This is a genomic window from Corynebacterium sp. HMSC072D12 (assembly GCF_001813925.1).
Taxonomy (GTDB): domain Bacteria; phylum Actinomycetota; class Actinomycetes; order Mycobacteriales; family Mycobacteriaceae; genus Corynebacterium; species Corynebacterium aurimucosum.
Genome location: NZ_KV814392.1, coordinates 26,507 through 45,527 on the forward strand (window position 1 = coordinate 26,507; position 19,021 = coordinate 45,527).

A 19,021-nucleotide genomic window follows, 5' to 3' on the forward strand; every position below is an offset into this window, starting at 1 on the left:
TGCCAACCTCGCCATGGCTTTTCGACGACGCACCAAGACCATTCCCGCCCGCACGCCGGGCGAGCTCGACGCCATGCAGGCGGCCGGAGAAGTTGTCGGCCGCGCTCTGCAAGCCGTGCGGGCCGCCGCGGCAGTGGGGGTGAGTACGCTCGAACTCGATGAAGTAGCCGAGCACACCATTCGGGATGCCGGCGCCGTGCCCACCTTCAAGGGCTATGGCGGCTTTCCGGGGTCTATTTGCGCCTCCGTCAATGACGTGATTGTCCATGGTATTCCTCACAAAGACCTTCTCCTGGCCGAGGGAGACCTCGTCTCCATCGACTGCGGTGCCACGCTAGACGGCTGGGTGGGGGATAGTGCGTGGACGTTTGGCGTCGGCAAGCTCAGCCCTGAGGCACAGGCGCTGAGCGACGCCACCGAATGGGTCCTACACGAAGGCCTCAAGGCCATGGTTCCCGGCAATCGGCTTACCGACGTCTCCGCAGCCCTCGAGCAGGCTACCTATCGCGCCGAGGATAAGTTCGGCGTGGAGCTATTCATCGTCGATGGCTACGGTGGCCACGGCATTGGCCGTGAAATGCACGAAGAGCCTTACCTGGCTAATGAAGGTAAGGCGGGACGTGGCCCGATTATTCAGGAGGGCTCCGTCCTCGCCATTGAGCCGATGCTGACCCTGGGTACCGAGGACAATGAAGTTCTCGACGATGATTGGACTGTCGTGACGCTCGACGGTTCACTATCTGCCCACTGGGAGCACACGGTGGCGGCCACGGAGAATGGTCCGCGCATCCTGACTCAGCGATATTAAAACTTGTGTCCTGGGTAGGCATTTTGCCTAAGGAAGGTTTATACTTTTTGCCATGTCTAAGATTCGCTCCCTAGTTGGCGCCCGTTCCCTACGTCGCGCCACCGCAATTGGCCTGGTAGCCGCCACTCTCTCGGTGGCTCCGGCCGCTAACGCACAGACGGTTCCTTCGATCGACACCCTGTCTTCCGACGTTCAGTCCCAGCTTGATGAGTTCGCTGGCCAGACCCGCGAGAACGCGTGGAATAGCCGCAACCAGATGCTGGAGACGCTCCAGAGCGTTAACCCGCAGGCGGCTGACGCCCTCCGCCCAGTTATCGATGGTGCCATCGAGCTGATCTTCCCGGGTCTGATTGACCAGAAGAATGCTGAGATCCGCGCCGCTCGCGAAGCTGAAGAGCGCGCCCACGCTGAGCAGATTGCCCGCGAGAAGGCTGCCGCTGAGGAAGCTGCCCGCAAGGCTGAGGCTGAGCGTCAGGCACAGCGCTTCGACGTTGGTCCTTGCCCGGCAGATGCACGCATCTGCGTGGATCGTGGTGGGAGCCGTACCTGGCTGCAGGATGGCAACGGCAACGTCACCTACGTCGCTCAGGGCATGTCTGTCGGCAAGCCGGGTGAGGAAACCCCGGCTGGTACCTTCTACATCAACCGCAAGATCAAGGACGAGATCTCCTGGGAGTTCGGCAACGCCCCGATGCCCTACGCCATGTACTTCACCAACAATGGCCACGCCTTCCATGAGGGTTCCCCGGCATACCAGTCCAATGGCTGCGTGCGCCTGACCCATCAGGATGCGGTGCGCTACTGGAATGATGTGCCGATGGGCTCGAAGGTCTTCATCTACTAAGACGTTGCGGTGAGCGAGTCACCGCTACATGGCATCAGCCTCCCGCACCATGTGGTGACGGGAGGTTTCTGTATTTGGAAAACCCGTTCTCGCAGCGTATGCTTTAGTGCTGGTGTCTGTATGCGGCCAAAGTGGTTGCTGGAGGCACCAGGCAGTAGACATCAAACATGCAGGTGGGGGCGTCGCCAAGCGTGGCACGCACTTCACCAGAAAAGTAGAGGTTATGGCTAAGGAAGGCGCAATCGAGGTTGAGGGTCGCATCGTCGAACCCCTGCCCAACGCAATGTTCCGCGTCGAACTCGACAACGGACACAAGGTACTCGCCCATATCTCGGGCAAGATGCGTCAGCACTACATCCGCATCCTCCCGGAGGACCGCGTTGTTGTGGAGCTGTCTCCTTATGACCTGACCCGCGGACGCATCGTCTACCGCTACAAGTAAAGACTGTAAGCCTCCTCACCCACGGGACGCACTAGCTGCGTCCTTTTTCACCTCAGGCTGCGATGGCCTGAGCCCACGCTGCTAAGCATGCCCACAGTACCCCGGCACGGTCCGGGGCGAAGCGTATGCGTGGCGGGGGACGGATGAGGAGAAAACCATCGTAACAACCCGAAAGGACTAGCCATATGGCACGTCTAGCTGGTGTTGACCTCCCGCGCAACAAGCGTATGGAGGTTGCTCTCACCTACATCTACGGCATCGGGCCTTCCCGTGCCAAGGAACTGCTGGAAAAGACCGGCATTTCTCCCGACCTGCGCACCGACAACCTCGACGACGATCAGCTGTCGGCGCTGCGTGACGTCATTGAAGCTACCTGGAAGGTAGAGGGTGACCTCCGCCGCCAGGTTCAGGCTGACATCCGTCGCAAGATTGAAATCGGTTGCTACCAGGGCATCCGCCACCGTCGTGGCCTGCCCGTTCGTGGTCAGCGCACCAAGACCAACGCTCGTACGCGCAAGGGCCCGAAGAAGACGATCGCAGGAAAGAAGAAGTAAAATATGCCACCCAAGACTCGTTCCGGCGCGCGCCGTGGTGGTCGTCGCGTCGTAAAGAAGAACGTGGCCGCTGGCCACGCATACATCAAGTCCACCTTCAACAACACCATCGTGTCCATCACGGACCCGCACGGTGCTGTCATCTCCTGGGCATCCTCCGGCCACGTCGGCTTCAAGGGTTCCCGTAAGTCCACCCCGTTCGCTGCGCAGATGGCTGCAGAGAACGCGGCCCGCAAGGCCATGGACCACGGTATGAAGAAGGTTGACGTTTTCGTCAAGGGTCCGGGCTCCGGCCGCGAGACCGCCATCCGTTCCCTGCAGGCTGCAGGCCTCGAGGTTTCCTCGATCACGGATGCCACCCCACAGCCGCACAACGGCTGCCGTCCGACCAAGCGCCGCAAGGTTTAAGGGAAAGGAAGAGGTAAGAAAATGGCTCGTTATACTGGCCCCGCTACCCGCGTATCCCGCCGTCTGCGCGTCGACCTGGTCGGCGGCGACATGGCATTTGAGCGTCGCCCGTACCCTCCGGGACAGGCTGGCCGCAACCGCATCAAGGAATCTGAGTACCTGCTGCAGCTCCAGGAGAAGCAGAAGGCGAAGTACACCTACGGTGTGCTGGAGCGTCAGTTCCGCCGCTACTACGCCGAGGCTAACCGTCTCCCGGGCAAGACCGGTGACAACCTCGTCGTTCTGCTCGAGTCCCGTCTCGACAACGTGATCTACCGCGCCGGTCTGGCCAACACCCGCCGCCAGGCTCGCCAGCTTGTCTCTCACGGTCACTTCACCGTGAACGGCAAGAAGATCAACGTTCCTTCCTTCCGCGTTACGCAGTACGACATCATTGATGTTCGTGAGCGTTCCCAGAAGATGGAATGGTTCGAAGAGGCTCAGGACCGCCTGGTCGACGCCAACGTTCCGGCGTGGCTGCAGGTCGTTCCGGACACCCTGCGCATCCTCGTGCACCAGCTGCCCGAGCGCGCTCAGATCGACGTCCCGCTGCAGGAGCAGCTCATCGTCGAGCTTTACTCGAAGTAATCCTTCGACACTTTCATCTTTACCCCTTCTACCGGCGTCATATAGCGGGCGCCGACAAGGAGAAACTCCATGCTTATTTCCCAGCGTCCTCAGCTCACCGAGGAATTCATCGACTCGTCCCGCTCTAAGTTCGTCATCGAGCCGCTCGAGCCGGGCTTCGGTTACACCCTTGGCAACTCGCTTCGTCGCACGCTGCTTTCGTCCATCCCGGGCGCGGCAGTAACCTCCATCAAGATTGACGGTGTGCTCCACGAGTTCACCACCATCAACGGTGTGAAGGAAGACGTTTCCGAGATCATCCTGAACGTCAAGGGCTTGGTTCTGTCCTCCGACTCCGACGAGCCGGTTGTGATGTACCTGAGCAAGGAAGGCCCGGGTGAGGTCACTGCAGGCGATATCCAGCCGCCGGCTGGCGTGGAGATCCACAACTCGGATCTGCACATTGCATCGCTGAATGAGTCCGCCAAGCTGGAGATGGAACTCGTCGTCGAGCGCGGCCGTGGCTACGTCCCGGCTGCTGCTACCTCGGGAGAAATCGGCCGCATTCCGGTTGACCAGATTTACTCCCCGGTGCTGAAGGTCTCTTACAAGGTCGAAGCTACTCGTGTTGAGCAGCGCACTGACTTTGACAAGCTGATCATCGACGTCGAGACCAAGAACTCGATTTCCGCACGCGACGCCCTGGCTTCCGCCGGCGGCACTCTGGTCGAGCTCTTCGGCCTGGCTCGCGAGCTGAACACCGCTGCTGAGGGCATCGAGATTGGCCCGTCCCCGCAGGAGACGGAGTACATCGCCGCCTACAGCATGCCGATCGAGGATCTGAACTTCTCCGTCCGCTCCTACAACTGCCTGAAGCGTCAGGAGATCCACACCGTTGGTGAGCTCGCTGAGTGCACCGAGTCGGACCTGCTGGATATCCGCAACTTCGGTCAGAAGTCGATAAACGAGGTAAAGATCAAGCTGGCTAACCTGGGCCTGGCCCTCAAGGACACTCCCGAGGACTTCGACCCGACCCAGCTGGAAGGCTACGACGCAGAAACCGGTGACTTCAAAGACCCGGCTTCCGACGATTCCGAGTAAAGAATTCCACTGAATCGTGACGGCGCGACTTTTGCGCCCCGTCGCGCGCTCAATTAATCCGCACACGAGGAGTACATCATGCCTACCCCCAAGAAGGGTCCGCGTCTCGGCGGCTCCGCCAGCCAGCAGAAGCACCTGCTGAGCAACATGGCTGCGAGCCTGATCGAGCACGGCGCAATCAAGACCACCGATGCCAAGGCGAAGGTTCTTCGTCCGTACATCGAGAAGATCATCACCAAGGCGAAGGCCGGCACCGTTGCTGACCGACGCGCAGTTCTCAAGCTCATCCCGCACAAGGATGTCGTTGCTTACCTCTTTGATGAGCTGGCACCGAAGTTCGAGAACCGTGAGGGTGGCTACACCCGCATCATCAAGCTGGAGAACCGCTCCGGCGATAACGCCCCGATGTCCCAGATCTCCCTCGTTCTCGAGGAGACCGTGACCTCCGAGGCAAACCGCGCTACCCGCGCTGCTGCCTCCAAGCAGGCCGAGGAAGCTAAGGCTGAAGAGGCTGAGGCTGAGTCCGCTAAGGCTGACGAGACTGAGGCAGAGGAGACCACCGAGGAGAAGTAATTCTTCTTTAGGTCTTATAGGGCCCGCGCTCACCACTGTGGTGGGACGCGGGCCTTTGTCGTCTTTTACGGGCCCCGGCGCAGGTGCTCTGGATGAAGTACCGTTTTAACAAATAAGGGTCCAAAAATTGCAGTTTTTAGGCCACTATTTGTTAAAACGGGCCACCGACGCAGTCTGCACGGCGCTTCGGGCGCACGGTATCATCAACCCCCATGAGTGAAAGCGTTCGCCTGCGACTGGACTTGGCCTATGACGGCACCGACTTCCATGGTTGGGCTCGGCAGAAAGGTGGGCTTCGCACGGTGCAGCAGACCGTGGAGGAGAAGCTGAGCATGGTGCTGCGCCACCCCGTGGAGCTCACCGTGGCCGGGCGCACCGACGCGGGCGTTCATGCCAGCGGTCAGGTGGCTCACTTCGACACCACCCGTGAGGCGCTGAGCCAACGGAGCATCGATGGTGACCCTGCCAAACTGGTCAGGCGCCTGGCCAAGCTGCTGCCCGTCGACGTCCGTGTACACGCCTGCACCGAAGTATCGCCCGATTTTGATGCGCGCTTTTCGGCGCTATGCCGCCACTATGTCTACCGCATTACGACGCATCCGCGCGGGGCACTGCCGACCCGCGCGCGCGATACCGCGACCTGGTTCAAGCCGGTGGACCTGGATCTGATGCAGGCAGCCGCCGACAGGCTGGTGGGCCTCAACGATTTCGTGGCCTTCTGCAAAGCCAAGCCGCACGCAACCACCATTCGCGAGCTGCTGGCCTTTGAGTGGAAGGATGTCTCCACGCCGGCCGAGCCCCAGCTTTATGAGGCGCACGTGAGCGCCGATGCTTTTTGCTGGTCCATGGTGCGCTGTCTCGTAGGCTGCTGCCTGCGGGTGGGCGAAGGCTCCCGTGACGTGGATTTCGCAGACCAGATGCTCAAAGAGACCAGCAGGTCTTCCCAGATTCCCCTCGCCCCGGCAGCGGGTTTGAGCCTCGTCGGCGTGGACTATCCCGATGCGGAACAGTTAGCCGCGCGCGCGGAGATGACCCGCAGCCGTCGCGCTGCAGAGGATACCGAGTTGGGTTAATCTAGAACTCACTGCGCCGTGGGAGGGTGGCGCACTGATTCGGGGAGGATTCTCATGGCACGCGCGTTGCCTACTACCAAGGCCCAAGTATCCGGGCACAAGTTTCTACTGCGTCGCCTCGAGCACGGCTTGGTCTTCGGGGATATCCGCATGATTCATGATCCGCTAAAGCGACGGCGTCGCGCCTTGCTTGGCGGGGTGGCCGCCGTGGCCTTTTTGAGTCTCGGATCGGGGCTCATCGCGTGGATGCAGCCGGACCCGCAGCCAGGGGATGCGCCCGTGGTGCGTTCTTCTGAGGGACAGCTCTTAGCGCTAGTGAATGGCACCTATCATCCGGTGACCAACCTGGCTTCGGCCCGACTCATCGCCAACGAACCGGTCGAAGCGCAGGCCGCCGGCGAAAGCTTCCTGGAGCAGGTGAACCTGGGCACACCGCTGGGAATTGCGGATGCGCCTAACCTCCTGGGCACGGCGATGGGGGAGGAGTCAGGCTGGTCGGCCTGTTTGGAAGAATCTACGCAGGGCGAGAACTGGCAGTCCAGCAGCCACGTCGGCATCGTCACCGTGGTGGCGCACCATGCCGTTCCTACCTTCGATGCGGAGCACGCCGCCGTGGTGGAATCCGCTGGGACGCAGTGGCTGCTGACGGGGCAGGGGCGCGTCGTGTTGCCTGAGGCTACGAGCACGCAGGGCAGGGTTCTGCGCCGCGCGTTAGGGATGACTGCAGAAACCGCTGTGTGGACCATGCCCGAGGAATTGCTCAACGCCTTCACAGAGCTGGAGCCGCTGAGCTTTCCAGCCGCGCCGCCTGAGATCCTCGACACCGGCGAGCAGTTGTGGGCGCGCACGGAGCACGGTGTTTTCTCCATCACCCCCACCCAGGCGGAGATGCTCGTCGGCGTGGGTGCTCAGCGCCTGCCCGCACAGGCGCAAGAGGTGGCCGCGCTGGGCGATGTCCCACCGACCTTCAACCTGCCCACCACCCGCGTGGACTTCCTGTCTCCTGAGCAAGGCTGGTTGTGTGCGACACACGAACAGGGTGCTGGCATGCTGCGGCCGGTGGCGGCCACGGTGGACCTACCGGGAGATTCGCCCGCGCACCGTTTCGCCGGACTCCAAGCTGGCGTGGGCGTGGATAGCGGGCACGGTTATCACGTGGTGTCCGCCACTGGCAGACGCCACGAGCTGGCTGGTGCCGCGGAGCTGAGCGCGCTGGGCGTGGAGGAACCGGAGCAGGTGCCGTGGGAGATCCTGCGCCTGTTGCCGGAAGGCTCTACCTTAAGCCGCGCGGAGGCCTTAAAGGCTGAGCACTGAAAACCGCCACGAGGATGAGCAAGCCTAAGGCCCCGAGGAGCAAACGCACCTGTGGCCAGGACGTGTCTTTCGATGCCGCCGCTGGTGCGACCGCAATCGAGCGATCCTTACGGGAATCGCTCGGGGGCCGATAGGTTACCGCAGTAAGAGGATCCACCACCCCGTGCCCGGGTTCGGCCGAATCAATAATGCGCTGGCGCAGCTGTGCCGGGGAGTCCCCGGGGTATCGCTGCACCAGCAAAGCGAGAGTACCGCTGACCAGCGGCGCAGCAAAGGAAGTGCCTTGAAAGGTAGCGTCGCCTTTTCCCGTGGCCCAGCCGCCGCCGGGTTCAAGCGCAAGAGGGACGCTTCCTTCCGCGCTGAGGGGCGCGGCGATGGAGTACTCCGCGAGTTCATGCGGCGTAGCTAAGGCGCCGACCGCGAGGACGGTTTCGGCTTCCGCGGGAAAGACCACGTCATCCTTTTCGCAGCCGCCAGCCGTGGCGTTTCCCGACGCCGCCACGACCACCGCCCCAGCCTCTTCTGCACGGCGAAGCGCCGCATCCACACCAGCGCGGTCCACCCTTGCCGCGGCATCCTGCGGAACGCAGGAGACCACGGAGACGTTGATGACCTTTGCGTCTGCGTTAACAGCATCCTCGATGGCGGCAGCCAGGCTGGCCAGTGTGCCGGAGCCAGCTCGTTCCGCTTCACTGCTCTCTGCTGCTGGAGCCCGGTAATGCGAACTGGTCTGCCGGATGGAGTAGATTTCCGCATCCGGAGCCATGCCGAGTTCCTTACCTGCGATGACGCCGGCCACCACCGTTCCGTGCAGGTCACAATCTCGCAGCGGGTCTGGTTCCTCCGGGGTTACGAAGTCCGCTCCTGGTGATACGTGCAGCTGTGGGTGGGCGGCCACCCCAGTGTCGATGACCGCGACCTTCACCCCGGCACCCGTGGCAAAGGAATGCAGTCGCGCACGATACTCCGAGTACTGCGCCGAAGGCTGTGGTCCTGCTGGAGCCCGCGTGGCTACTGCACAGGCGGTATCCGGTTCACGGGCAGCAGCTATCGGCCCAGGCAACACGCAGGAACCCCAAGCCAGGACTGCGCCAAGGGCTGCGCTGGCAGCGCTGATTCTGCTTAGAGCTGTCATGCGCCCAACCCCCGAATGAACTCGAAGAGCCCGGCCAGGTGCGCGGCGAGCGGCAGGCAAGCGGCGAGCGCGAGTGCCTCGGCGCGCTCGAACCACACGATGGTAGTTGGCTCAATCTGCTGTAGTTTGCCTGCCCACACCGGTACTGAAAGCATGGCCACCACGATGAGACCCACGATCACGCTGAGCACCCACGTTCCCATAGTCGGGGCACTAAGCAGCTGCCACTCGCGCAGAGGTACCGCCACCGCGGCACTAGCCGCGGCCAGGCCATAAATACCCAGTGCCCACGCCGCAATGAGCCGGGCATGGCGTGCCGCATGCACGATGACCGCTCCGGCGATGCTCACGCATAATGCCTGGGAAGCAACCACGGTTGCGTCCGCGTGAGCGTTGAGCGCGACGAGAAAGAGGGAAGGAATGCCCGCCAGCGTGCAGCCCACCGCTATACCTTCGTAGGCCTGCCCGGCGTGCCGGGCTTTGAGTGAGTTATCCGTGGGATCCTCATCCGAGATACTCAAGTCCTGCCCGGCGGTGGGCAGTTGCGGCACTCGGAGGCCAGCAAGCCGCGTGGTCAGCAGGGGAGAGGCCGCTAGCAGGACCACAGTGGAGGCAAGTAACGGGCCGGGGCCAAGCACACCGACGAGCGCGAGCAGGCACCACGTGGCGGCACTTGCCCGAGCACGTAATCCGCCAATACGCACCACGTGGGAGAGCACCGCCACAGCACCCACGGCCGCCGCAGCACCCACGAGTGGTGCGGCCGGAATCACGGTTCCGGCTGGGCCAGTAGCCACAGGCGAACCAGTGGACAGCGCCCCCGCCAGACCAGCAGCAACGTGGGCGGTTGCAAGCAGAGAACCGCGCCGGGTCCACGCCGCGAGCACGAGGCCGAGGAGTGCAGCGGCGGCGCAGCCAATCGAGGGAGATAGGGCGGCGGCGAGCAAGGCGCCGACGGCGATAAGCCCTGCCACGCCCCAGACCCCGGCTAGACCAGACAGCTGCGTGGTCGAGGCTTCGGCAGCGAGTGCCTCCGCGGCATCCCGCACGATGGGCGCCGGTGTCGGCGCATCTGGGCTGAGCACCAGGATGGAGCCGTCTTCCAAACTGGTGCGGTCGAGTGGCGTGGTCATCGATATGGTCTTGCCCGCCGCGGTAGTGGCGCGCCAGAGGATGGGGGCCGGGGGGACGTCGACAAGCACGAGCAATTCTCCCAGCACCTCCCCGACGCTGGAAGAAAGCGGTAGCGATACATCTGCTTCTTTGCGGGTCTGGCCTGCATGGATGCGGACGGTGACGTGAATGGAATGCGCAAGTGCGCGAGTCATGGAAAGTACCTCCCCCGAAAAATTTTTCTGGGCAACCCCTTGCCCATTGCCTCACATTGTGGCTTACTTGTGGCACGCTGTCCACCGCTTAAGGAGGCGGTGGAGTACTTCGGGGGGAAGGACTTTGACATGCGCGTACCTACACGCGTCGTTGGCACTGGGGTGGCGGCCTATCGGGAGCCAGCACCACCGTTGCCGCAGGGCAACATTGATGCCGAGGCGGTGCCGGAGGCAGCCCGCGCACAACCGGTGCCGCTCGTGCGCTTACTCATGCCGCTGGTGATGATCGCGGCCATGCTGGGCATGGTGGCGCTCATGGTTCTCGGAGCGGGGGATGCACGACGGATCAGTCCCATGAGCCTCATGTTCCCGCTCATGATGCTGGCCAGCATGGCCATGATGTTTAACCCACAGGCAGGCGGGCACGATCCGGATGAGACCCGCCGGACCTACTTGCGCCACCTCAAGGCACTGCGGGAGGAAGCACTAGAGCGTGGGGCGGCTCAGCGCGCGCACGAGGAACACCGCAACCCTGACCCCGAACAGCTTGGCGCGCTGATTCCCACCCCGCGGCTGTGGGAACGGACGGCGGATGCCCCGGATGCCTTGGAAGTGCGGGTGGGGACGGGGCCGATGGCCCTGTGCACTCCCATTAATGTGCCGGATTCGGGTGCGGCGGAAGACCTCGACCCGGTGTGCGCGGTGAGCCTGCGCCAGACCGTGCGTGCGGTGGGAACCCTCGCGGATATGCCGGTGGTCATCCAGTTGCAGGCCTTTCGCGTCGTCGGCCTGGCCGGTGAAGACGCCGCTGGGGTGGCCCGCGCGCTGCTGTTACACCTGGCGGTGCTGCATGACCCGGAGACCGTGGGCATTGAGTATCACGGTGCGGAATGGGGATGGTTGAAGTGGCTGCCGCATTCCAGGGAGCCTGACCAGGCGCAGTTTCGCATCTGCGTCATGACGGAGGAACAAGGGCATAGCGTTGGTGTGCTGCGCAGTGACGCGCCGGGGGATAGCCCCACAACCACCATCGCCGTGGGGGTGACACCCCATTCGCCGCTGGGACGGCGCGCCGAGGAAGAGGGCATCTACCTGCGGGCGGAAAGCACGCTCTCCGTGGTTACTGCCGCGGGCGAGGAGGAGCTAGGAAGCTGCGCGTTTGTCGACGTCCCCACGGCCCTCCTCCTTGCCCGCACCCTCGCGCCCTATCACCGCCCCTTCGGTGGCGATGTCGCGTCCACGCCTCGGCATGGCCGCAATGCGGATGTGCCCTCGTTGCTGGGCTTTCGGGATGTAGATGCGCTCCAAGCCTCCGGCATGTGGCAGGGGCGCAGCCCTGCTGAGCGGCTGTGTGTGCCCATCGGTGTCGACGAGTCCGGGCACGCTCTGATGCTTGACTTAAAGGAGTCCGCGCAGGGCGGGATGGGGCCGCATGGGTTATGCATTGGTGCCACAGGCAGCGGAAAATCGGAATTACTTCGAACGCTTGTCGTAGCGCTGGCCGCCACGCACAGTCCGGAGGAACTCAATCTTGTGCTCGTTGACTTCAAAGGTGGCGCCACCTTCTTGGGCTGTGAGGAACTGCCGCACACCTCCGCCGTGATTACCAACCTGGAAGAAGAATCCACCCTGGTGGAGCGAATGTACGATGCCATCTCCGGCGAGATGAATCGCCGCCAGGAGCTGCTGCGCAAGGCAGGAAATTTTGCCAACGTGGGCGAATTCAACGCCTCCGCTGCCGCGGTGGCGGAGCACGGGCCGCTGCCAGCGTTGGTCATTGTGGTGGATGAGTTTTCGGAGCTGCTGGGGCAGCACCCGGACTTCGCTGAACTCTTCGTCGCGGTGGGAAGGCTCGGCCGCTCGCTGCACGTGCACCTGTTGCTGGCCTCCCAGCGCTTGGAGGAAGGGCGCTTGCGGGGATTGGACTCGCACCTGTCTTATCGCATTGGGTTGAAGACTTTCTCCGCCGGGGAATCCCGCCAGGTCCTCGGCGTGCCCGATGCTTATCACCTCCCCGCCCAGCCGGGAGCCGGCTACCTCAAAACGGATGCCGATGCCCCCACGCGCTTTCAGGCTTCTTATGTTTCTGGCCCGGTCACGCGCCGGGTAGTGCGTGATGAGGTGGCCGAACATACGCGGCATTCGGCACGCGTGGAGCTTTTTAGTGGGCATCGTACGGCGGAGGAGAACGCGGACTATACGGAGCTCGTGGATTCTTCGAGCACACTCTTGGACACAGTGGTGGCTGCCGCCCGGGAGGAAGCCTCCAAGCGCGGCCAGTCAGCGAGGCGAATCTGGTTGCCACCCTTGCCGCCCGTGGTAGAGCTATCCAGCGTTGCCGCTCTGCGCACGGATTCACTCAGCGCAGGTGGCGGGCTACGCGCGGAGGTGGGGCTTATTGATCGTCCTTATCACCAGCGTCAAGACCCGCTGCTCGTGGATTTCACGACGGGCGGTGGGCACCTTGCACTGTGCGGCGGACCGCAGTCAGGAAAGTCGATGGCGCTGCGCAGCATCGCCTCCGGTATGGCCCTGTGGCATTCGCCGGACCAGGTGCGCTTTTATGTCATCGACCTAGGAGGCGGGCAGCTGCGGGTGTTGGACCGTCTGCCTCATGTAGCTGGGGTAGCCGGACGTGAGGAACCGGAAAAGGTGCGGCGCATCGTCGATGAAGTCGCCGGCCTCGTGCGCCGCCCGGAACCTCGCCACACCTTTTTGATCGTGGACGGCTGGCACCACATCGGCACCTCCGGGGCAGACTTTGAGGACTTAGCTGAGCCGATTACCCAGTTGGTTGCTGACGGTGCCTCCGCCCGCGTTCACGTCTTGATTGCAGCGGCGCGGTGGACCAGTTTGCGGCCGTCGATTCGGGATCTCATCGCGGCCCGCCTTGAGCTGCGCTTGGGCGAAGCCATGGATTCCCTCATCGACCGCAAGGCGCAGCAGAAGTTGCCGGCAGCACCTGGGCGAGGGATCACTTTAGCAGGGGAAAACCTCCTTTTTGCAGCGACCTCACCGCAGGATATCGCTCATATCTGTGGCGTGCATGCGGATGCTGTTCCGGTTCCACCGCTGAAAATGTTGCCCACTGTGCTCACCGAATTGCCTGAGCCGGAAGATGGTTCGTCATCAGACGGGGTGGCCTGGGGCATTGGTGGTCCGGACCTAGAGGTCCTCGACTGGGATCCGGGCGTCCAGCCTCACCTCGTGTGCATTGGCTCTCAAGGCTCCGGCAAATCGCATTTTCTCAGCGTGATTCTCGCCGGAATCAGCCAGCTGAGTCGGGAGGAGGCCCGCCTGGTAGTCATCGATGAGCGCCGCGCGCATTTGGGGACGCTGGATGAGGAGATGGTGGCGGCCTATGGGGCGTCGGCAAGCGCGGCCACCCAAGCCATTCTCGATACAGTGCGCACCCTAGAGCAGCGCCTCCCTGGCGCCGACGTCACCCCTGCCCAGCTCGCCGCGCGGAGCTGGTGGCAAGGCCCAGATATTTACCTTGTCATCGATGACCTCGACCTCGTCAGCGAGATAGCGCTAGCACCTCTGCTGGAGCTCCTCCCGCACGCCCGCGATGTGGGGCTGCACCTGGTGTTCGCGCGCAAAGCAGGTGGCATTGGGCGCGCGATGTTTGGGCAGTTCCTCTCGGCGGTGCGGGACTTGCAGCCGGCGCTGCTGCTTCTCGACGCCGACCGTGACGAAGGCGCCATCTTCGGCATCAAACCGACGGCATTGCCGCCCGGCCGCGGCCAATGGGTCGTCCGCGGCGTATCCCAAGGCTTGGCGCAGGTCTATGTGCCAAGCGCCGATAGTTCACATACCTCACCACAGACCACAAGCAACAAGGGAGAGAACCAATGACCACGACGCATGCACTGCGAACCCCGACAACCGCGCCCGAGACCACGCTAGTTATTACGGTGCTCGATGCCGCCACGATTTATGAAGGCCCAGAGACGATCTATCGCTATGACCTGCCCGGCACTGGAATCGCCGAAGGCTGGGCACTGGAGGCAGTCCTCGACCAAGCCGAAAAGGTCTGCGGGGCGGAATGGCCGGACATCAGCGTTGATGTGGTGGCGGATCCCTCTGGAACGGAGGTCAGCGTCGAAGCCGTGAGTATTCTGCGCCGTCAGCTCGCTGGCGCGGGTGCGACCGTGCAGGAACCAGAACCATCGCCGCCGTCCGTGTCTGTTGCGGCTAGTGCTGCACCGTCTTCTTCCCGTTCGGTCGTGGGCACGCAGCACGAGGACCTTGGGGATGAGGACGCGGCGACTGCCGAGCTGTCCCGGCCTGTCCGCCGCGGGCGCTCGCACCGTGCAGCGGAATCCCGCTGGTCCGCGTTGTTGGGAGGTATCGATCTTTTCTACATCGCTATCGCGGTCATGGTGCTCGTGGTGGCCGGGGTGTCGTGGTGGGCGGTGGGTCGCAAGGATGCGGCTGTGGCAGCGTCGACTCCCGATCAGACAGCTGAAGGAGCATCTGCCGCCTCCGGCACTTCGGGCATGGCCTCGAATCCCAGCACGGAAGCACATCCCGAGGGCCCGGCCGAGGGGGCCGGAGCTGAGGAATCCGGAAGTAGGCAGCTGCGACCCGGTCAGCAGGCCATCGACGTGGAGGGAATGTCCCTGGTGCTTCCTCAAGGATTCCGCACCAGCGTGGAGGATGGTCTGGTCACCGCTGCCGGTGAAGACCCTAACCTGCGCATCCTCCTGGCTGCTGATCCGCTTTTCAATGTGCCTGTCGACGTGTTGTTCACAGAGATTAAAGAGCAGATCGAATCCGATCCTGCCCTCCGTGATCCGGTAGAGGACGCTGGACGGCTGACGTATACCGAGGACCCCGGCGACGGCTCCCGGGTGACGTGGATGATGTGGGAAGACAAGGGCCATCAGATGTCCGTGGGCTGCCACACCAAGTTTGAGCCCAATGTAGTGCAGAAGGCTGCCTGCCGAATGGCGGCAGAATCGCTGGTCAAGAAGGACTAAGCGGGAAAGTTCTGCGAATCTCAAAGAATCTGGAAATTAGCGGGAACCGATGAGCTACTAGCTCAGTCCAATAAGGGTGAGAAGGACACAGGGTGCTTCTCGGGGGAAGAAACACACACCAATCCCTAGGAATAAGGGATACGCCCCAAGGTAGGGAACAAGACAGAAAGAGAAGGACATGACTCAAACGTTCCGCACAGAAGCCGACGTAATGGTGGCCACCGCTGGCCGCGTCGACTCCACCAACGACGAGGTACAGGGGGAGCTCACCCGCCTGCAGGGTGTTGTGGACTCCGTCCGTGGCAGCTGGGCAGGCCGCGCGCAGGTTTCCTTTGACAACCTAATGCAGCGCTACAACTCCTCCGCGCAGCAGCTGCGTGAGGCGCTGACCGCCATCAGCGAGAACATCAGGGACAATGCCCGCAACTTTGATTCGGTCGAGGCTGATAACGCCCAGTCTTTCGAGAACGTTGGCGGCGCGGGCCTGGCCCTCTAAACACGAGCTGCTTTCACTGACTACTGCACACGCTGAACCACGCACGAACACAGAAGATAAGGAACACGCAATGTCTGGAATCAAGTATCAGTTTGGCGCCATCGCCGGTGCCGCCGCCGACATCAACTCCACCTCGGGCCGCATCAACGGGCTCCTCGGTGACCTCAAATCCACCCTGCAGCCGATGGTATCGACGTGGGAGGGAGATTCCGCTGCCGCATATAACGCGGCGCAGGCGAAATGGGACAAGGCAGCCGCCGAGCTCAACACGGTGCTAGCGACCATCTCCACCACGGTTTCCCAGGGCAATGACAATATGAGCGACGTCAACCGTCGCGCTGCCGCTAGCTGGGGCTAAACCACTCCTACTGTGAGTCTTGAGCTGGGTGCGCGGACACTTTCTGCCTGACCATTCACCACCATGAGCAGTGAGCGGGAGGGAGGAAGGCGCGGAGGCTAGGGGAGTGGCGCAGAGAATGGAAGGGCTGGACGCGCCACCTTGACCCACACCACCCTCCGCTCACTCAGCAAAAGGCGCCGGTATCGCTTCTCATCAACGTTTCTGTCTCGAACCCCCACCCCGAATTAGCAGGGATGGAGGCGTTGGTGAGGGGCGATATCGGCGTTTTGGGTTTTTGATCCGCTGCGTACTAAAGTGAAGCACCTATGTGTCCGCACCCTTGTTGACTTGGGTGCGCGCGTGCTGCAGGTCTCCACCGGCCGCTGTATGTACCGCGTAGGGGCTTACATAGCGATGGCCGGCAGTTCCGAGACAGACTTTCAAGGAGTCATTTTGTCTACTTTCCACCCGAAGAGCGGTGACATCACCCGCAAGTGGTACGTCATCGACGCTACCGACGTGGTTCTGGGCAAGCTCGCTTCCACCGTGGCTGACATGCTGCGCGGCAAGCACAAGCCCCAGTACGCACCGAACGTTGATTGCGGCGACCACATCATCATCCTGAATGCGGACAAGATCCACATTTCCTCCAACAAGCGCGAGCGCGAGATGCGCTACCGCCACTCCGGTTACCCGGGCGGCCTGAAGTCCATGACCCTTGGTCAGTCCCTGGACGCCAACCCGGTCCGCGTTATCGAGGAAGCTGTAAAGGGCATGATGCCGCACAACAAGCTTTCCAACGCCTCCATCAAGAAGCTGCACGTTTTCGTGGGCGAGGAGCACCCGTACGCCGGCCAGAAGCCGGAAACCTTTGAGTTTAAGCAGGTGGCACAGTAATGACCGAGCAGAACATCGACAACAATGTAGCCGACGCTGCCGACATCGCTGCAGCAACCGCCGCTACCGAGGAGTTCACCAACACCATCGGTGATTCCCTGGCAACCGATACCGAGGCTGAGGTTGAGACCGCTGCCCCGGCTATCCACGAGGGCCCGATCCAGACCGTTGGTCGCCGTAAGCGCGCCATCGCTCGTGTTCGCCTCGTTGCTGGTTCCGGCAACATCTCCGTCAACGGCCGCGCCTTTGACGAGTACTTCCCGAACAAGCTGCACCAGCAGGACATCCTGCTGCCGCTGACCATCCTCGAGCGCGAGGGTCAGTTCGACATCAAGGTCACCGTCAACGGTGGTGGCCCGACCGGTCAGGCAGGCGCCCTGCGCCTGGCTATCGCCCGCGCACTGAACATCTACAACCCGGCTGACCGCCAGGCCCTGAAGAAGGCTGGCCTGCTCACCCGTGATGCTCGTGCCGTGGAGCGCAAGAAGGCTGGTCTGCACAAGGCACGTCGTGCCCCGCAGTACTCCAAGCGTTAATCTTCGCTTACTGCATTTTCCGAAAGCCGCTGCTTCCCTTTCGTGGAGGCGGCGGCTTTCGCCGTGTATGGCAGGGGTGGGGCGAGTTTCCTGCTATGTTGCGGGGTATAACCAAGCCCCAAAGGTGGACCGATCTGCGCCACACAACGGGGAGCGGGCATAATGAACAACTATGACTCGACTTTTTGGAACCGATGGAGTTCGCGGCCTCGCGAACAAGAAGCTCACACCGATTCTCGCGCTGCGCTTGGGCCAGGCGGCAGCGGAAGTTCTTACTTCAGACCGTGAATCTTATGAGCGTCGCCCGCTCGCGATTATCGGGCGCGACCCGCGTGTGTCGGGTGAGATGCTGGATGCGGCGATTGCCTCGGGTCTGGCATCGCGAGGCGTTGACGTCGTGCGCGTCGGCGTGCTGCCTACCCCGGCAATCGCGTTCCTTACCGATGACTTTGGGGCAGATCTCGGCGTGATGATCTCCGCTTCCCATAACCCGATGCCAGACAATGGCATCAAGTTCTTCTCCGCGGGCGGCAAGAAGTTGCCGGATGAGGTGGAAGACCGCATCCAGGCTGCTATGGACAATCTCACTGAAGATGGCCCGACTGCGACCAAGATTGGCCGCATTATTTCGGAGGCTCCCGACGGCCGCGAGCGCTACCTGAAGCACTTGGCTGAGGTTGTTACCACGGATCTGAACGGCATCAAGGTTGTCGTCGATACTGCAAATGGCGCTGCCTCCAAGGTTGCACCGCAGGCCTATGAGGCTGCGGGTGCTGAGGTCGTTGCCATTCACAACAAGCCTAATGCCTTCAACATCAATGAGGATTGCGGCTCGACGCACATTGAGAAGACCCAGGAGGCCGTCGTCGAGCACGGCGCCGATCTGGGCCTAGCGCACGATGGTGACGCTGACCGTTGCCTAGCCGTGGATGCCGAAGGCAACGTCGTTGACGGTGACCAGATCATGGCGATCCTCGCCGTGGGTATGAAGGAAGAAAACGATCTCCGCTTCAACACCTTGGTGGCCACCGTGATGTCGAACCTGGGCCTGAAGCTGGCCATGCAGGAGCAGGGCATCGAGGTCAAGGAAACCGCCGTGGGTGACCGCTACGTGCTGGAAGAGCTCAATCGCGGTGACTTCTCCTTGGGCGGTGAACAGTCCGGCCACGTGGTGCTGCCGGATGATTGCACCACTGGTGATGGCACGCTAACCGGTTTGTCCATCATGGCGCGCATGGCCAAGTCCGGGAAGACCCTCAAGGAGCTGGCCTCCGTGATGACGGTGCTGCCGCAGGTGCTCATTAACGTTCCGGTGTCCGACAAGGCTGTCATCCTTAACGCCCCTGAGGTTAAGGAAGCTATCGCTGCTGCCGAGGCAGAGCTCGGTGATACGGGCCGCGTTCTGCTGCGCCCGTCCGGCACGGAGGAGCTCTTCCGCGTCATGGTGGAGGCTGCTGAAAAGGAGCAGGCGCGCAAGGTCGCAGGCAAGCTTGCGGCCGTCGTTGCTGCAGTGTAGCTCTACTCATTCCACCACAACCCCAGGCTGCTGGCCTGGGGTTTCGTGTTTTGTGGGGTGGTGTG

19 protein-coding genes are annotated in these 19,021 nt (G+C 62.4%); 17 read left to right on the forward strand and 2 right to left on the reverse strand.

Annotated features, from left to right (window positions below; all coding sequences use genetic code 11):
- Positions 1-13 precede the first annotated feature (13 nt).
- From map to eccB, 10 genes are all read left to right on the forward strand, one after another.
- Positions 14-808, forward strand: a complete 795-nt coding sequence (map, locus tag HMPREF2943_RS03720) for a type I methionyl aminopeptidase (RefSeq protein WP_070446558.1) — start codon at positions 14-16, stop codon at positions 806-808.
- Between the two features lie 52 nt (positions 809-860).
- Positions 861-1,652, forward strand: coding sequence for a L,D-transpeptidase (locus HMPREF2943_RS03725; protein WP_070710830.1), 792 nt, complete (start codon positions 861-863; stop codon positions 1,650-1,652).
- Between the two features lie 223 nt (positions 1,653-1,875).
- A complete protein-coding gene (gene infA, locus HMPREF2943_RS03730) occupies positions 1,876-2,094 on the forward strand; it encodes a translation initiation factor IF-1 (RefSeq protein ID WP_003854422.1) in 219 nt (72 codons plus the stop codon).
- A gap of 185 nt (positions 2,095-2,279) precedes the next feature.
- Positions 2,280-2,648: a 30S ribosomal protein S13 gene (gene rpsM / locus HMPREF2943_RS03735; protein ID WP_039673764.1), complete on the forward strand. Its 369-nt coding sequence runs from the start codon at positions 2,280-2,282 to the stop codon at positions 2,646-2,648.
- Between the two features lie 3 nt (positions 2,649-2,651).
- A complete protein-coding gene (gene rpsK, locus HMPREF2943_RS03740) occupies positions 2,652-3,056 on the forward strand; it encodes a 30S ribosomal protein S11 (protein ID WP_010189540.1) in 405 nt (134 codons plus the stop codon).
- Positions 3,057-3,077: 21 nt separating this feature from the next.
- Positions 3,078-3,683 (forward strand): 30S ribosomal protein S4, encoded by a 606-nt coding sequence (gene rpsD / locus HMPREF2943_RS03745; RefSeq protein ID WP_010189536.1) that lies wholly within the window; start codon positions 3,078-3,080, stop codon positions 3,681-3,683.
- A 69-nt stretch (positions 3,684-3,752) separates the two neighbouring features.
- Positions 3,753-4,763, forward strand: coding sequence for a DNA-directed RNA polymerase subunit alpha (locus HMPREF2943_RS03750; RefSeq protein ID WP_010189530.1), 1,011 nt, complete (start codon positions 3,753-3,755; stop codon positions 4,761-4,763).
- A 78-nt stretch (positions 4,764-4,841) separates the two neighbouring features.
- Positions 4,842-5,336 carry a 50S ribosomal protein L17 gene (rplQ, locus tag HMPREF2943_RS03755; protein ID WP_070446554.1) on the forward strand — a complete coding sequence of 165 codons (495 nt, stop codon included), beginning with the start codon at positions 4,842-4,844 and terminating at the stop codon, positions 5,334-5,336.
- A gap of 212 nt (positions 5,337-5,548) precedes the next feature.
- Positions 5,549-6,409: a tRNA pseudouridine(38-40) synthase TruA gene (gene truA, locus HMPREF2943_RS03760; protein ID WP_070446552.1), complete on the forward strand. Its 861-nt coding sequence runs from the start codon at positions 5,549-5,551 to the stop codon at positions 6,407-6,409.
- Positions 6,410-6,463: 54 nt separating this feature from the next.
- The gene (gene eccB, locus HMPREF2943_RS03765; protein WP_070446550.1) at positions 6,464-7,723 is read left to right on the forward strand and encodes a type VII secretion protein EccB; all 1,260 of its coding nucleotides are present in this window, start codon (positions 6,464-6,466) and stop codon (positions 7,721-7,723) included.
- On the opposite strand, the gene HMPREF2943_RS03770 is transcribed toward eccB, so the two are convergent.
- Together HMPREF2943_RS03770 and eccD are read right to left on the reverse strand one after the other, a co-directional pair.
- Complete coding sequence (locus HMPREF2943_RS03770) at positions 7,683-8,858, reverse strand: S8 family serine peptidase (RefSeq protein WP_070710831.1); 1,176 nt, start codon at positions 8,856-8,858, stop codon at positions 7,683-7,685. The two genes, eccB and HMPREF2943_RS03770, sit on opposite strands and share 41 nt — an antisense overlap.
- Positions 8,855-10,186 (reverse strand): type VII secretion integral membrane protein EccD, encoded by a 1,332-nt coding sequence (eccD, locus tag HMPREF2943_RS03775; protein ID WP_070710832.1) that lies wholly within the window; start codon positions 10,184-10,186, stop codon positions 8,855-8,857. Before eccD ends, HMPREF2943_RS03770 begins: the two co-directional genes overlap by 4 nt.
- Before the next feature lie 129 nt (positions 10,187-10,315).
- Between eccD and eccCa the strand changes: the two genes are divergently transcribed.
- From eccCa to glmM, 7 genes are all read left to right on the forward strand, one after another.
- A complete protein-coding gene (eccCa, locus tag HMPREF2943_RS03780; protein WP_246817262.1) occupies positions 10,316-14,044 on the forward strand; it encodes a type VII secretion protein EccCa in 3,729 nt (1,242 codons plus the stop codon).
- Complete coding sequence (locus tag HMPREF2943_RS03785) at positions 14,041-15,171, forward strand: type VII secretion-associated protein (protein WP_070710834.1); 1,131 nt, start codon at positions 14,041-14,043, stop codon at positions 15,169-15,171. Before eccCa ends, HMPREF2943_RS03785 begins: the two co-directional genes overlap by 4 nt.
- Before the next feature lie 178 nt (positions 15,172-15,349).
- A complete protein-coding gene (locus HMPREF2943_RS03790; protein ID WP_010189512.1) occupies positions 15,350-15,667 on the forward strand; it encodes a WXG100 family type VII secretion target in 318 nt (105 codons plus the stop codon).
- 70 nt (positions 15,668-15,737) lie between these two features.
- A complete protein-coding gene (locus HMPREF2943_RS03795) occupies positions 15,738-16,025 on the forward strand; it encodes a WXG100 family type VII secretion target (RefSeq protein ID WP_010189507.1) in 288 nt (95 codons plus the stop codon).
- Positions 16,026-16,460: 435 nt separating this feature from the next.
- Entirely contained in the window at positions 16,461-16,904 is a 444-nt protein-coding gene (gene rplM, locus HMPREF2943_RS03800; protein ID WP_010189505.1) for a 50S ribosomal protein L13, read from the forward strand.
- Positions 16,904-17,440: a 30S ribosomal protein S9 gene (gene rpsI, locus HMPREF2943_RS03805; RefSeq protein ID WP_070644433.1), complete on the forward strand. Its 537-nt coding sequence runs from the start codon at positions 16,904-16,906 to the stop codon at positions 17,438-17,440. The genes rplM and rpsI overlap by 1 nt, the downstream gene beginning before the upstream one ends.
- A gap of 172 nt (positions 17,441-17,612) precedes the next feature.
- Positions 17,613-18,956 carry a phosphoglucosamine mutase gene (gene glmM, locus HMPREF2943_RS03810; protein WP_070710835.1) on the forward strand — a complete coding sequence of 448 codons (1,344 nt, stop codon included), beginning with the start codon at positions 17,613-17,615 and terminating at the stop codon, positions 18,954-18,956.
- The last annotated feature ends 65 nt before the right edge of the window (positions 18,957-19,021 follow it).

What these genes read in the sequence shown, in the direction of transcription:
- HMPREF2943_RS03725 (WP_070710830.1), top strand. Translation starts at nt 861, where the DNA reads ATGTCTAAGATTCGCTCCCTAGTTGGCGCCCGTTCCCTACGTCGCGCC.
- rpsK (WP_010189540.1), top strand. Translation starts at nt 2,652, where the DNA reads ATGCCACCCAAGACTCGTTCCGGCGCGCGCCGTGGTGGTCGTCGCGTC.
- eccCa (WP_246817262.1), top strand. Translation starts at nt 10,316, where the DNA reads ATGCGCGTACCTACACGCGTCGTTGGCACTGGGGTGGCGGCCTATCGG.
- eccD (WP_070710832.1), bottom strand. Translation starts at nt 10,186, where the DNA reads ATGACTCGCGCACTTGCGCATTCCATTCACGTCACCGTCCGCATCCAT.
- eccB (WP_070446550.1), top strand. Translation starts at nt 6,464, where the DNA reads ATGGCACGCGCGTTGCCTACTACCAAGGCCCAAGTATCCGGGCACAAG.
- rpsD (WP_010189536.1), top strand. Translation starts at nt 3,078, where the DNA reads ATGGCTCGTTATACTGGCCCCGCTACCCGCGTATCCCGCCGTCTGCGC.
- truA (WP_070446552.1), top strand. Translation starts at nt 5,549, where the DNA reads ATGAGTGAAAGCGTTCGCCTGCGACTGGACTTGGCCTATGACGGCACC.
- HMPREF2943_RS03795 (WP_010189507.1), top strand. Translation starts at nt 15,738, where the DNA reads ATGTCTGGAATCAAGTATCAGTTTGGCGCCATCGCCGGTGCCGCCGCC.
- HMPREF2943_RS03770 (WP_070710831.1), bottom strand. Translation starts at nt 8,858, where the DNA reads ATGACAGCTCTAAGCAGAATCAGCGCTGCCAGCGCAGCCCTTGGCGCA.
- map (WP_070446558.1), top strand. Translation starts at nt 14, where the DNA reads ATGGCTTTTCGACGACGCACCAAGACCATTCCCGCCCGCACGCCGGGC.
- glmM (WP_070710835.1), top strand. Translation starts at nt 17,613, where the DNA reads ATGACTCGACTTTTTGGAACCGATGGAGTTCGCGGCCTCGCGAACAAG.
- rplQ (WP_070446554.1), top strand. Translation starts at nt 4,842, where the DNA reads ATGCCTACCCCCAAGAAGGGTCCGCGTCTCGGCGGCTCCGCCAGCCAG.
- HMPREF2943_RS03785 (WP_070710834.1), top strand. Translation starts at nt 14,041, where the DNA reads ATGACCACGACGCATGCACTGCGAACCCCGACAACCGCGCCCGAGACC.
- HMPREF2943_RS03790 (WP_010189512.1), top strand. Translation starts at nt 15,350, where the DNA reads ATGACTCAAACGTTCCGCACAGAAGCCGACGTAATGGTGGCCACCGCT.
- rpsI (WP_070644433.1), top strand. Translation starts at nt 16,904, where the DNA reads ATGACCGAGCAGAACATCGACAACAATGTAGCCGACGCTGCCGACATC.
- HMPREF2943_RS03750 (WP_010189530.1), top strand. Translation starts at nt 3,753, where the DNA reads ATGCTTATTTCCCAGCGTCCTCAGCTCACCGAGGAATTCATCGACTCG.
- infA (WP_003854422.1), top strand. Translation starts at nt 1,876, where the DNA reads ATGGCTAAGGAAGGCGCAATCGAGGTTGAGGGTCGCATCGTCGAACCC.
- rpsM (WP_039673764.1), top strand. Translation starts at nt 2,280, where the DNA reads ATGGCACGTCTAGCTGGTGTTGACCTCCCGCGCAACAAGCGTATGGAG.